At 70.0% G+C, this 11,826-nt stretch carries 13 protein-coding genes; 4 read left to right on the top strand and 9 right to left on the bottom strand.

Annotated features, from left to right (window positions below; translation table 11 throughout):
- Nucleotides 1–51: 51 nt before the first annotated feature.
- Nucleotides 52–1,317 (top strand): NlpC/P60 family protein, encoded by a 1,266-nt coding sequence (locus BBK82_RS45650; RefSeq protein WP_065921891.1) that lies wholly within the window; start codon nucleotides 52–54, stop codon nucleotides 1,315–1,317.
- On the opposite strand, the gene BBK82_RS45645 is transcribed toward BBK82_RS45650, so the two are convergent.
- Together BBK82_RS45645 and BBK82_RS45640 are read right to left on the bottom strand one after the other, a co-directional pair.
- The gene (locus BBK82_RS45645; RefSeq protein WP_065920478.1) at nucleotides 1,289–5,143 is read right to left on the bottom strand and encodes a P-loop domain-containing protein; all 3,855 of its coding nucleotides are present in this window, start codon (nucleotides 5,141–5,143) and stop codon (nucleotides 1,289–1,291) included. The two genes, BBK82_RS45650 and BBK82_RS45645, sit on opposite strands and share 29 nt — an antisense overlap.
- A gap of 89 nt (nucleotides 5,144–5,232) precedes the next feature.
- Nucleotides 5,233–5,709, bottom strand: coding sequence for a GNAT family N-acetyltransferase (locus tag BBK82_RS45640; protein ID WP_065920477.1), 477 nt, complete (start codon nucleotides 5,707–5,709; stop codon nucleotides 5,233–5,235).
- Nucleotides 5,710–5,784: 75 nt separating this feature from the next.
- Between BBK82_RS45640 and BBK82_RS45635 the strand changes: the two genes are divergently transcribed.
- Nucleotides 5,785–6,303: a TetR/AcrR family transcriptional regulator gene (locus tag BBK82_RS45635; protein WP_237047946.1), complete on the top strand. Its 519-nt coding sequence runs from the start codon at nucleotides 5,785–5,787 to the stop codon at nucleotides 6,301–6,303.
- Here the strand turns inward: BBK82_RS45635 and BBK82_RS45630 are convergent.
- Nucleotides 6,284–6,730: a GNAT family N-acetyltransferase gene (locus BBK82_RS45630; RefSeq protein ID WP_083268641.1), complete on the bottom strand. Its 447-nt coding sequence runs from the start codon at nucleotides 6,728–6,730 to the stop codon at nucleotides 6,284–6,286. The two genes, BBK82_RS45635 and BBK82_RS45630, sit on opposite strands and share 20 nt — an antisense overlap.
- Before the next feature lie 29 nt (nucleotides 6,731–6,759).
- On the opposite strand from BBK82_RS45630, the gene BBK82_RS45625 reads away from it, so the two are divergent.
- Nucleotides 6,760–7,404: a Rossmann-fold NAD(P)-binding domain-containing protein gene (locus BBK82_RS45625; protein ID WP_065920474.1), complete on the top strand. Its 645-nt coding sequence runs from the start codon at nucleotides 6,760–6,762 to the stop codon at nucleotides 7,402–7,404.
- The gene (locus tag BBK82_RS55960) at nucleotides 7,401–7,523 is read left to right on the top strand and encodes a hypothetical protein (RefSeq protein ID WP_257785418.1); all 123 of its coding nucleotides are present in this window, start codon (nucleotides 7,401–7,403) and stop codon (nucleotides 7,521–7,523) included. Before BBK82_RS45625 ends, BBK82_RS55960 begins: the two co-directional genes overlap by 4 nt.
- 84 nt (nucleotides 7,524–7,607) lie before the next feature.
- Here BBK82_RS55960 and BBK82_RS45620 read toward each other — a convergent pair whose 3' ends face one another.
- From BBK82_RS45620 to BBK82_RS45595, 6 genes are all read right to left on the bottom strand, one after another.
- Nucleotides 7,608–8,165, bottom strand: a complete 558-nt coding sequence (locus BBK82_RS45620; protein ID WP_065920473.1) for a cysteine hydrolase family protein — start codon at nucleotides 8,163–8,165, stop codon at nucleotides 7,608–7,610.
- A 63-nt stretch (nucleotides 8,166–8,228) separates the two neighbouring features.
- Nucleotides 8,229–9,131 carry a GlxA family transcriptional regulator gene (locus BBK82_RS45615; RefSeq protein ID WP_065920472.1) on the bottom strand — a complete coding sequence of 301 codons (903 nt, stop codon included), beginning with the start codon at nucleotides 9,129–9,131 and terminating at the stop codon, nucleotides 8,229–8,231.
- Entirely contained in the window at nucleotides 9,128–9,676 is a 549-nt protein-coding gene (locus BBK82_RS45610) for a cysteine hydrolase family protein (RefSeq protein ID WP_065920471.1), read from the bottom strand. The genes BBK82_RS45615 and BBK82_RS45610 overlap by 4 nt, the downstream gene beginning before the upstream one ends.
- A 95-nt stretch (nucleotides 9,677–9,771) precedes the next feature.
- Nucleotides 9,772–10,113 carry a DUF2203 domain-containing protein gene (locus tag BBK82_RS45605; RefSeq protein ID WP_065921890.1) on the bottom strand — a complete coding sequence of 114 codons (342 nt, stop codon included), beginning with the start codon at nucleotides 10,111–10,113 and terminating at the stop codon, nucleotides 9,772–9,774.
- Between the two features lie 36 nt (nucleotides 10,114–10,149).
- Nucleotides 10,150–10,893, bottom strand: coding sequence for an ABC transporter permease (locus BBK82_RS45600; RefSeq protein ID WP_065920470.1), 744 nt, complete (start codon nucleotides 10,891–10,893; stop codon nucleotides 10,150–10,152).
- Complete coding sequence (locus tag BBK82_RS45595; RefSeq protein WP_065920469.1) at nucleotides 10,890–11,798, bottom strand: ATP-binding cassette domain-containing protein; 909 nt, start codon at nucleotides 11,796–11,798, stop codon at nucleotides 10,890–10,892. Before BBK82_RS45595 ends, BBK82_RS45600 begins: the two co-directional genes overlap by 4 nt.
- Nucleotides 11,799–11,826: the final 28 nt, after the last annotated feature.

The raw sequence follows: 11,826 nt of genomic DNA, 5'->3' as shown, positions 1-11,826 counted from the left end.
AGGAGGTGATGTCCGGTGTTGACACGACTCTCCGCCGCAGCGGCGGTGCTGATGACGGCCGTCCTCACGGGGACGGCCGCCGCCGTTCCCGCGCCGCCGCCGAACCCGAGCGACGCGGAGATCTCCGCCACGCGCGCCGAGGCGGACGCCAAGGCAGCGCGCGTCGGTGAGCTGACCGGCCGCCTCACCCAGGCGGAGGCCCGCCTCCAGGAGCTCCTCGACCAGGTCTCCTACAAACGCGAGCTCGCCAACAAGGCCCGCGTCGACCTCGAGACGGCCATCACCGCCGCCGAAACGGCCCGCCGCGAAGCCACCGCCGCCCGCACCCAGGCCGACGCCGCCAACCGCGCCGTCGAGGACTCCCGCCGCGCCCTCGACGAGTTCGCCGCCGCCTCCTACGCCCAGGGCAGCACGGTCGGTTCGTTCTCCGCCTTCCTCGGCGCCAAGTCCCCCGAGGACCTCCTGGCCCGCGCCCAGATGCTCGAAGCGGTCTCGGCGTCCTCGTTGAACGCCCTCGACCAGGTCACCCGCGATCAGGGCACCGCAGCCAACCTCGACTCCGCCGCCCGCGCCGCGCTGCGCAAGGCCGAGGAGAAGCAGGCCGCCGCCGACGAGGCCAAACGCACAGCCGAAGCCGCCCAGCAAGAAGCCGTCGCCGCCCACCAGGCCCAGTCCGCCGCCACCGCCGAACTGGAGGCCAACAGGTCCTCGGTCGAACGCGAACTGGCCGCCGCCCGCGGCGAGGTCACGGGCCTCGAAGCCCAACGCCGCCAATACGACCAGTGGCTCGACGCGAAGAAACGCGAAGAGGACGAAAACGCCCGCCGCGCCGCCGCAGCCGCTGCCGCCCCCGCTGCTCCTCCACGCCGCCCCGCTGCTGCTGTTGCCGCCCCCTCGGGCTCCCGCGTTCAAACGGTCATCAACCGCGCACTGGCCCAACGCGGCGTCATCTACGCGTGGGGCGGCGGCAACTACAACGGCCCCACCTACGGCGTGCGCGACGGCGGCGTCGCCGACTCCTTCGGCGACTACCGCAAAATCGGCTTCGACTGCTCGGGTCTGATGATGTACGCCTTCGCCGGCGTGGGCGTGTATTTGCCGCACTACAGCGGCTATCAGTACAACGCCGGGCGTAAGGTGCCGTTGTCGCAGATGGCGCCGGGGGACATGATCTTCTGGGGTCCCGGCGGTGGCACGCACGTGGCGTTGTACCTCGGCGGCGGGATGATGGTTGAGGCGCCGCATTCCGGTGCTGTGGTGCGGATTTCGCCGGTGAGGTATGGCGGGATCATGCCGTACGTGACCCGGCTGCTCTGATCTTCTCCAGCTCCTCGGTGAGGGCTGCGAGCGCGTCCGGCTCCATCTCGGTGAGCAGTTCGGCTGCTTGGGTCCAGTGGCCGAGCTGCAACGCCTTGGCGACGGTGCTCGCTCGGCGCCGCGCGGGGTCGGCTGCGAACCGCAGCAATGCTCGGGCCCGGCGGTTCGGGTCTATGATCTTGCCCAGCACACCCTCGGCACGGTCGAGGTCTCCACGGTCGCTCACCACCTCGGCCACCGCCCACAGCGCTTGCTCCTGGTCACCTGGGCCGGCAAGCGAGCGAGCGCCGCCCTCGGCCCGGTCGAGAAGTGCGTTCGCGCTGGGCAGGTCTCCGATCTCGGCGGCTGTCGCGGCCGTCCACGCCTGAGCGAAGACCCGCTCGAGCGGGTCCGGCGCAGTCGCAGCGATGCGTTTCGCGCGGTCGAGGTACCAGGCGGCGCGGTCGATGTCGCCGGCGCCGGCGGCTGCCTTCGCCAACGCCGCCATCACGCGGGCGGAAGGATATCGGTGGCCGGCGTTGGCCAGAACGGACCCGGCCAACCCGTGGTCGGCCAATTCGATCGGAGACGCCGAAGTCATGATCGCGGTGATGGGTGCGATCTGGTCGGCGATCCGCTGCGCACGGTGCACGTCGCCGCAGCCGGCCGCCAGCTCGGCAACCTTCGCCGTCATTGACAACTTCGCGTCGGAGTCGTGCATGTCTCGGATGGTCGACTCGGCATGATCGAACAGAATGCCCGCACGTGTCCGATCGCCGTTGCTCGCTGCTGCACTGGCCGCGAGGGCGAGCGCCCACACTCGTTGCAGTCCACGACCGGACATCAGGCGGGCGATGACTTCAGCGCTGTCCACCTTCCTGTTGCGGGCCGCGATCTCGGTGATCGTCAGCAGGAGCCAGTTCTCGGCGCTGGTGTCTCCGAGAGTGCGGGCGATCGTTTCGGCATCGCTTAGTGCGCCTGCTCGCGCAGCGGCTGTCACCACCGCGTGCAGGGCCTTGGCGCGTTCGTCGAGGTGGAAGCGGATCTCGGCCAAGCCGTAGTGCAACAAGTGCAGCAGGGTCTTGGGCAGCGCGCGCCCGCGAAGCCTGTCGAGGAGGGAGGTGATGTCCACGGCGCGGTCCAGGTCACCTTTCTCGGCGGCCTTCTCGGCGATTGCCGTCAAGGCCTGAACCCGTGTGCTCCGTCTCCCGATGGTGCGGGCGACAGCCGTGGCCCGGTCCAGATCACCTGCCCTCGTCGCCGCCCCAGCTGTCGACGCCAGCAGCGCCCCCAGGTGTTCGCCGGGTCTGATGATGCTGCGGGCCATCGATTCGGCGCGGTCGAGCAACGTGGTAGCCCGGATCGGGTCGCCGGTGAACGCGGCCGCATGAGCCACCCGCGCGAACGCTTCCGCTCGCTGTTCGGCTGCCACGGTGAGTGCCGATGTCTCGGCACGGTCGAGGAACTCGTCAGCCAGCGTGGCGCGACCGAGCTGGGCTGCTGTCCTCGCCACGGTCGCCAGGACGCGCGTCAGGTGCACGGGCTCGAGCGTGCCGTCGAGAGCTGCTTCGACATCGTCGAGATCGGCGTGGCCGGCCAGCGCGACCGCCGTGACCACGGTCCGTCGCCGCAGTTCGGGTTCGGTGATCGTGTCGGCGATCCGTTCGGCCCGGTCCAGGTCTCCGGCGACCGCGACCGGCCTGATCAGGGCTGCCAGCGCGCGGTTCCGTTCCTCGGGGTCGGTGCCGGTCGCGGCGATCCGTTCGGCTCGGTCGATGTCGCCGGTGGCTGCCACGGCCGAGACCAGCGCTGGAATCTGCTCGGAGGAGTGGAGGAAGCTCCGCACGATTCCAGTGGCGCGGCCGAGATCGTTGTCACCGCGGGCGATCGCCGTGACCAGGTCCAGGAACTGCGGCGTCAGCGGCCCCATCCGGAGGACGGACCGGGGGATGCCGCGCACGATCGTCTCGGCCAAGGCGGTCTCGCCTGCTTCGGCGGCAGCTGTCGCCACCGTCAGCAAGGTCAGCATCTGGCGGTAGGAGTGGCTGACGTTCCGCGCGACCGCCTCGGCCCGGCTCAGCTGACCGATGTGTGCGGCAGCTGTCGCGACGGACGTCAGCATGCCGTCCCGTTCGTGGGCGTCGAAGACGGCAAAGGCGTCTGCTTCGGCGAGAACCACGAGTTCGGCAGTGCGATCACCAGCCAATGCGGCCACCCTGACCAGCGCCGTCGCATGGAACCGCGGGTCCCTGATGGAGCGCGCGATGGGTTCGGCTCGGCGCAGGTCCCCGCGGTCGGCCAGTGCGTCGACCAGGGCAGCCGAGGCCCAGGCCGACTGGTTGCCTGCGTGGTGGACGTCGACGGCTTGGTCCAGCAGCGCGTCGGCCCGATCGTGATCGCCTGCTTCGGCCACAGCGGTGGCCACGGCCGCCAACGCCGCGATTCGGGTTCCGGGGTCCTGGATCGAGCGAGCGACGGCCTCGGCCCGGTTCACGTGGCCGAGCACCGCCCACACGGCGGGCAGGCCGGCGGGGATGCCGCGGTTGCGTTCGGTCAGGTGGTCGCGGTGCACGGCGAGGCGGGCGAGGGTTGTCAGGTCGGGATGTGCGTTGGAGGCGATGACGTCGAAGGCGGTGGTGATCTCGGCGAGCGCTGCAGCGTCCCCACCGGCCGCGGCGAGCAGGCGTTCATGGCGGGCGGGATCCGTTGCGCACGAGACCATTCGGGTGATGTCGTCGTTCGCCGACAGCAGTGCGTAGTAGCCGCGGAGCAGATACTCAGGCGTGGTGGCCGGCCAGCCTTGGGCGCGGTGCTCGTCGGCCCAGGCGTGCAAGCGATTGCGGTAACCGGTCAACCGGGCTTGGCCGAGCATCTCCAGCGCGGTGGCCTGGAGTTCTTCGTGGCCCAGAACGTAGACGCGGCCCGGCTGGAAGTGGCCGTCGCGTTCGGAGAAACTGCGTCCGGTCACCGTCCGGAGGGAGTCCGCGACCTGGTACGGCGACAGGCCGGTCAACGACGTCAGGTCTGCGGCGGACAGACCACCACCGGCCACGGCGACCAGCCCGAGCAGGTCCTGTTCGGCGGGCGAGGCGTGCAGCAGGTTCTTGAGCTCCCGTTCCATCTCGACGCGAATCGCCTGTGCGGCAGGGGACGGAGCGAGGGACCGGATGATCGCGGGATCGCGCAACGGGTGGTCCTGCGGGACGTCGGCCGGGATCGGTGGGTTCGGACGACCGGCCACGACGACCCGAAGACCCGCGGGAGGCGAGGCGGGGAGCAGGGCCGCGATGCTGTGCGAGTCCGGGCCTGGGTGGACGCCGCGGTCCTCGTCCAGGCCGTCGACGAGCAGCACGAGGCGTTCGCCGCGGGACTGACAAGCAGTGGCGGTGTCCTCCAGCAGGCCGAGGAGGTGGGTTTCACGGGTCGACTCGGTGAGCAGAGGTGGCAGGGACTCGCCCAGGAGCGCGAGGAGTTGTTCGGTGACGTTGTCGATGAAGGCGGCGCGGTCGTTCTGGCTCGACCAGCGGGCGGTCACGAAGAACGAGACGACGCGGACACCGGGGGGTGCGTTGAGGACGAACGTCGACATCAGGGCTGACTTGCCGGACCAAGCCGGAGCTCGCCACCACGAGTAGGTGCTGGAGCCCGTCGCGCAGAAAGCGGCGAGTTCGGCGAGTTCGGCCGAGCGGTCCAGCAGACTCGGTGGTGCGATGCGGCGGACCTGTTCGCGGTAGCGGGTGCGGACCGGGGTGCCGGTCACCAGGTTGATGTCGCCGTGGATGTCACGGGCCTGGATGACGATGTGCGCGTCGCCGGAGGACTCGTTGCGCACCTCCGGTTCCGGCATGCGTCCATCATGCCCTTGTCCGGCGATTCGAAGAACACCGTGCAGGAGACGATGGCGTTCGCCGACCACCGGCTGGAGCGGATGTTCGGTCAGAGCGCGCGTTCCCAGCGCTGCCCGGTCACGTCGTGGCCGAAGCTGTGCTGCGGTGTGCTTTCGACGAGCTCGAATCCGTGCGCCTCGTAGATCTTCCCGGCGGACCTCAAACCGTCGACTGTCCACAATGCCATGCGTTGGTAGCCAACGCTTTGAGCGAACTCGACGCAGGTCGAGACGAGCTGGTTGCCGGCGCCCTTGCCGCGGGCGTCCGGGTGCACGAGCAGGACGCGCAGCTTGGCTGTGGCGTCGTCTTCGCGCACGCAGAACACGCAGCCGACCCGTGAGCCGTCCAGTTCGGCGATCCAGGCGGCCTCGCGGGCGGGGTCGTGACCGGTCGCGTAGTCGCCGACGATCTTGGCGACCAGTGCCTCGAAGGAGGTGTCCCAGCCGAACTCGGCGGCGTAGAGCTCGCCGTGGGCCTGCACGACCCAGCCGAGGTCGCCGGGCTGGTCGAGAGGGCGGATCAGCATGGTCGCTCCTGACTGACACGAGTGTTTCAGTCGCCATGCTGACACGAGTGTTTCAGTGGTGCAAGGATGGTCGTCATGCCGTCTGCGCGTGAGACCGAACTGCTCGAAGCCGCCTATCGCTACGCACTCACCCATGGGTTGGCGGACCTGTCGTTGCGGCCGTTGGCGGCGGCTATCGGGTCGAGCACGCGTGTGCTGCTGTACCTGTTCGGCAGCAAGGACGGGCTCGTGCGCGCGTTGCTCGCCCGTGCGCGTGCGGATGAGCTGGCGCTGTTGGCGGACATTGGTGCCGGGCCGGAGGTGGTTGAACGGTTGTGGGAGTGGCTGTCCATGCCCGCGCATCGGCCGTTGCTCACCCTCTGGCTGGAGGCCTACGCACGGTCGTTGGTGGAACCGGACGGTCCGTGGGCGGGCTTTGCACGGGCTACCGTGGACGACTGGCTGGAGGTGCTGGCCTCCGCGCAACCGGAAGACGTGCGCGGCACCGCGGAGGGCCTGGCCGAACGCACCAGGACGCTCGCGTTGTTGCGCGGTGCGTTGCTGGACCTGCTGGCCACCGGCGACGGCGAGCGGGTCAGCGCCGCACTGGGCTGAAACCCAGGCGTGTCAGCAGTTTCTCGCTCGGTGTGTTGCCGTCGGCCACGCCGGCGAACACGTGTGCGTCCAGGGCCGCGAGCGAGGCGGCGACGACCGCGGTGCCGAGGCCGCGGTTCTTGTGGTCGGGATGGGTGATCACGTAGGCCAGCCACAGCTCGCCCTCGCTCTGGGAGATCAGCGAGGCGGCCAGGAGACCGGCGTCCGCGATCACGAAGCTGGCGTGCGGCACGGCGTTCGGCCGCCAGCTCGCGATCTCGGCGGCGCCGTCGCCGTTGCCGCCGAGGTGCTCGTCGGCGGTGCCCGCGCAGGCGCGTTCCACCAGGTCGGCGAGCGCGGCGTCGTCGGTCGGCTGGACGGTCCTGGTGGTGGCGGCCGGCAGGCCGGGCAACGGGCCCGGCGGCCGGCGGTACACGGTTCGCGTCATCACCTCAGTGTGGGGGCTAGGTTGTCGTCGTGAAGGTTGTGGTGTTCGGTGGTTCCGGAATGGTGGGTCAGGGCGCGCTGCGGGAATGCCTGCTCGACCCCGCGGTGACCGAGGTCGTCACGGTCGGGCGCTCACCGTTGGCGGTGACCTCGCCGAAACTGCGGCATGTCGTGCATGTGGATTTCGGGAACCTGACGCCGATCGCCGACGAACTGGCGAATGCCGATGCGTGCTTCTACTGCATGGGTGTGACGTCGGCGGGGTTGAGCGAAGCCGAGTACACGCCTGTGACGCACGACTACGCGCTTGAGGCCGCCCGTGTTGTCGGTGGCACGTATGTGTACGTATCAGGCGAAGGTGCGGACGCCGACAGCAAAACCATGTGGGCACGGGTGAAGGGACGCACCGAGAACGAGCTGCTGGCGCTGGACCGGCCGGCGTTCGTGGTGCGGCCGGGGTTCATCCAGCCGCGCCACGGGATCACCTCGCGCACGCGCATCTACCGGTACCTCTACTCGTGGTCGTCGTGGCTGGTCCCGGTGCTGGCCCGGCTGGCCCCGAAGTTCGTCACGTCGACCGAGCAGCTCGGGCGGGCGATGGTGGCGCTCGCGAAGGGCGCGCAGCCGGCCACGCGGGTGCTGCGCAGCGACGAGATCAACCGGCTGGCGGCATGAGCCTCGACGAGTACGTCCGAGAGTTCGAGGCGGGCGGGTACGAGGTCACGCACGTCGTCGAGTCGGTGTGCGGCGCGTGCGACGGCCGGGTGTTCAAGGTGGAGATCACCGACGAGTGAGCGTCGGGCTGCGGTGCCTCGGGTGCGGCCAGTGCGGCGTGTACGAGGACTGGAAGATCGACTACAGCCCGAGCTCGCACCTGCTCACGATGGCGTGAACGCGTCCTCCGTCTTGACCGTGCCCGCCGTGCGGCCCGGCGCGGTGTGGTTCTCCCAGTAGAGGTTTGTGTGGGCGATGACCAGGTCCGGCGTCGGCGCGCCGTACTCGGAGAGGTCCTCGGTGGTGTGGGCGTCGCTCACCAGGGTGGCGTCGTAGCCGCGGACCAGGGCGCCGTGCAGGGTGGAGCGGATGCACTCGTCGGTCTGCGCGCCGGAGACGTAGACGTGGCCGATGCTCTTGCCCGCCAGCACTTCCTCGAGGTCGGTGGCCTCGAACGAGTCGGCGTACGTCTTGTGCACCACCGGTTCGCCGTCCGCGACCTTCAGCTCGGCGACGAACTGCCAGCCGTCGGAGTCCTTCGGCATGTGCTCGGGGTTGCTGTGCTGGACCCAGACGACGTCGACGCCGGCGGCACGGGCCTTGTCCACGAGGGCGGCGACGTTGGCCACCACCGTGTCGCGGTCGTGGGCGTGGCCGACGACGCCGTTCTGGACGTCGATCACGAGCAACGCGGTGTTGGGGCGGTTCGCGAGAGTCGTCACGGCGGCAGCTTAGAGCCTGGTGGGGAGGTTGTGTCGACCCTCGCAGGGGTGCATGCGTGCGGCTCAGCGGGAACGCAGGCGGCGCAGCATGCGGGCGTCCTCGAACCCGACCGTGCGGGCCGCGACCTCCACGGTGGCGCCCTGGCCGATGAGGTGTTCGGCGCGTTCGACGCGCAACGCCTGCTGGTACTTCAACGGCGTCATGCCCGTCGCACGGCCGAACAGGCGCGTGACCGTCCGTTCGCTACAACCGGTCAACGACGCCAGTTCTGCCAACGAAAGACGGTCGGTGAGACGCGACTCGATGACGTCCTGAACGCGGTGCACGGTCTCGTTGACATGAGAACGGTGCCGCAGCAGCACGCTCGCCTGTTGGTCGTCGCCGTTCCTGCGCGCGTAGACCACCATCGTGCGCGCGACGGCGGCGGCAACCGACGGACCGTTGCGCACGGCGACGAGGTGCAGCGCGAGATCGATACCGCTCGCGATTCCCGCGGACGTCACGACGCGACCGTCCTCCACGTACAGAACGTCACGCACGACCCGTGCTGCGGGATAGCGGCGTTCGAGCTCGTCCTGCAGTTCGTGGTGTGTGGTGCAACGGCGACCGTCGAGCAGACCGGCACGACCGAGCGCATCGGCCCCGGCGCACACACTCGCCACCATGCCGCCGCAGTCGTGGTGCGCGCGCACCCACGCCAAAGCGCGCGCACTCAACGCCCCGGTGCCCACCAACGTCGACGACCGCCAACCCGGCACGACCAGGAGGTCGTCCACCTCCAACGACGGCAGCTCGGTCGACGCCCCCAGCGGCACGCCCTGGTGGCTCGGCACCGACACCGAGTCGCCGACGTACGACAGCTCGTAGTCAGCGCCGAAGTCGACCGCGCTGGAGAACACCTGCGCCGGCCCCGCGAGGTCGAGCAGGTGCACTCCCGGTACGAGCAGGAAGACGACTCTGGTCACGATCCGGTCAGCGTAGCGACATCCGAGATCCGCGCGAACCGACCGGCCAGGACGTACTCGGTGCGCTCGATGATCTCCTCGACCCCCAGCACCGCACCGGTCCGCCAGTGCGGCAGCGGCGTGGTCGCGGTCGCGTCCGTCACGAACGTCATGTCGAACCCGAGGTCGGACCCGACCCGCGTGGTCGTCTCACAGCACTGCTCGGTGCGGATGCCGCTGACCAGCAGCTCCCGCACACCCCTCGACGTGAGCGTCTGCTGCAGGTTCGTCGTGGTGAACGCGTTGTGCGCGGTCTTGGTCAGCACCGGTTCGCCGTCGAGCGGCTTGAGCCCGTCGATCAGCCGCACGTGCCCGGACGCCGGGTCGAACACGTTCCCGCTGCCGGGCTCGGCGTGCAGCACCCACACCACCAGGTCGCCGGCGTCACGGGTGAGGTCGACCAGCCGGTTCACCTTGCCGACGATGTCCGGGTTCGAGACCTCGGCCCAGTTGGGGCGCTGGCGGAACGACTCCTGCACGTCGACGACGATCAATGCTCGCTTCATGCCACCGAGCCTCCCCGGCGCGGCACCGGGGGGACAGGCACGACCCGGCCGTGCTGCGGACCGATCCGGTCACCGTGCGAAGATCACGGCGCCGGTCAGAGGCGGCGGCGCCCGGCGAACCCGAGGTCGGCGCGGTGGTACCAGTCCAGCGACCGGTCACCTTCCAGCCAGCACAGCAGCACGGGCACCCCGTCGAGCTCCGAGCGGAAGTCGACCAGCAGCGGCGCGAAGCCCTTCAGCTCCGCGCCGGTCTGCTGCACGGACTCCATCAGCTCGTCGAGCCGCGCCTGGGCCGCCTTGAACTCCGGCAGGCCGCCCAGGGCCGTGTCGCCGGACGCGAGCTCGGCCGCGTCGGCGCGCAGCCGGACGATCTCGTCGAGCACCGGCAGCAGCCTCGCCAGCTCGGCGCGGGCCTCGTCGAGGGTGAACAGTTCCACGACGACCAAGGCTAGTTGGCGCGGTGCCGGGGCACCTCAGCGGCGGCTGATCCGGCTGAACAGCCAGGTCGCCCAGCCGAACGCCGCCACGAGCAGCCCGCCGGACCACGCCAGCGCGAGCCAGCCCGAGGTCACCGGCAGGCCGTTCAGCAACGCGCGCACGGTCTCGATCACCGGCGTGATCGGCTGGTGCTCACTGACCGCCCGCAGCCACGCCGGCATCGTCGTCACCGGCACGAACGCGCTGCTCAGGTACGGGATGAACAGCATGAAGAACCCGAGCAGGCTGGCCGACTCGACCGTCCGCGCGATCACGCCGAAGCCCGCCGCGAGCCACGACAGCGCCAGCACGTAGAGCAGCAGCACCCCGAGCGCCAGCACCCACCCGCCGAACGACGCCGACGGGCGGAACCCCATCAGCAACGCCACCAGCACGACCGCACACGTCGCCACGGAGTTGCGCGCCACCGAGGCGGTGACGTGCCCGGTCAGCACGGCGAAGCTGCTGACCGGCATCGAGCGGAACCGGTCGACGACGCCCTTCTTCATGTCGTCGGTCACGGCCATCGCGGTGGACGTGGCGCCGTAACCGGTGCACAGCACCAGAATCCCGGGCACCACGTAGTCCACATAGGAGACGGACTGGCTGATCGCGCCGCCGAACACGTACACGAACAGCGCCATCATCATCACCGGCAGCACCACCGACATGATCATGGAGTCGAGGTTGCGCCTGCTCAGCCGGATGCTGCGGCCGACCAGCGTCAGCGTGGCGGTCATGCGGCCACCGCCGTCAGCGTCGTGAAGACGTCGTCCAGCGTCGGCCGGTGCGTGGACACCCGCGCCGGTCGCACCCGTGCCACCAACAGGTCGTCCAGCACCCGATGCAGATGCACGGCACTGCCGTCGGACGCCACGCTCACCACCACCTCGTCCACCACGCCGCCGATGACGGCCTGCGCGCGCAAGGCGTCCTCCGCACTCTCGAAGACCAGGTCGAGCCGTGTCCCGCCGACCGAGTTCTTCAACGCGTCGGCGGTGCCGTCCGCGACCACGCCTCCGTTGTGCAGCACCACGATCCGGTCCGCGAGCCGATCGGCCTCCTCCAGGTACTGGGTGGTGAGGAAGATCGTCACGCCGTCACGCACCAGGTCGCCGATCGCGTCCCACATCGTCGTGCGGCTGACCGGGTCCAGCCCGGTCGTGGGCTCGTCCAAGAACAGCAGCCGCGGCGGTGCCACCAGGCTCATCGCCAGGTCCAGCCGCCGCCGCATGCCGCCCGAGTACGTCCGCACCCGCCGGTCCGCCGCGTCCACCAGGTCGACCCGCTCCAGCAACTCCGCGGCCCTCGCCCGAGCAGCCGACCTGGTGGAACGGCGCAGCCGCGCGATCATCACCAGGTTCTCGCGGCCGGTCTGCTCCTCGTCCACGGCCGCGTACTGCCCGGTCAGGCTGATCACCCCGCGCACGGCGGCCGCCTCGCGCACCACGTCGTGGCCCGCGATCCGCGCCGACCCGGCGTCCGGCCTGGTCAGCGTGCTCAGGATGCGGATCGTGGTCGTCTTGCCCGCGCCGTTCGGCCCGAGCAGCGCGAGCACCGACCCCTCCGCGACCTTCAGGTCCAGCCCGGCCAGCACCGTGGTGGAGCCGTACCTCTTCGTCAGACCCTCTGTCTCGACGATCATATGACCCCCTTTATGCGTACCTCATACG

The organism is Lentzea guizhouensis (assembly GCF_001701025.1).
Taxonomy (GTDB): domain Bacteria; phylum Actinomycetota; class Actinomycetes; order Mycobacteriales; family Pseudonocardiaceae; genus Lentzea; species Lentzea guizhouensis.
The sequence above is the reverse complement of the archived record's forward strand: the minus strand, read 5'-3'. Positions and strand labels throughout refer to the sequence as shown.

Coding starts and splice junctions, on each gene's coding strand:
- BBK82_RS45645 (WP_065920478.1), bottom strand. CDS start 5,143: ATGCCGGAACCGGAGGTGCGCAACGAGTCCTCCGGCGACGCGCACATC.
- BBK82_RS45635 (WP_237047946.1), top strand. CDS start 5,785: ATGCCGTCTGCGCGTGAGACCGAACTGCTCGAAGCCGCCTATCGCTAC.
- BBK82_RS45650 (WP_065921891.1), top strand. CDS start 52: ATGACGGCCGTCCTCACGGGGACGGCCGCCGCCGTTCCCGCGCCGCCG.
- BBK82_RS45595 (WP_065920469.1), bottom strand. CDS start 11,798: ATGATCGTCGAGACAGAGGGTCTGACGAAGAGGTACGGCTCCACCACG.
- BBK82_RS45600 (WP_065920470.1), bottom strand. CDS start 10,893: ATGACCGCCACGCTGACGCTGGTCGGCCGCAGCATCCGGCTGAGCAGG.
- BBK82_RS45630 (WP_083268641.1), bottom strand. CDS start 6,730: ATGACGCGAACCGTGTACCGCCGGCCGCCGGGCCCGTTGCCCGGCCTG.
- BBK82_RS45640 (WP_065920477.1), bottom strand. CDS start 5,709: ATGCTGATCCGCCCTCTCGACCAGCCCGGCGACCTCGGCTGGGTCGTG.
- BBK82_RS45610 (WP_065920471.1), bottom strand. CDS start 9,676: ATGAAGCGAGCATTGATCGTCGTCGACGTGCAGGAGTCGTTCCGCCAG.
- BBK82_RS55960 (WP_257785418.1), top strand. CDS start 7,401: ATGAGCCTCGACGAGTACGTCCGAGAGTTCGAGGCGGGCGGGTACGAG.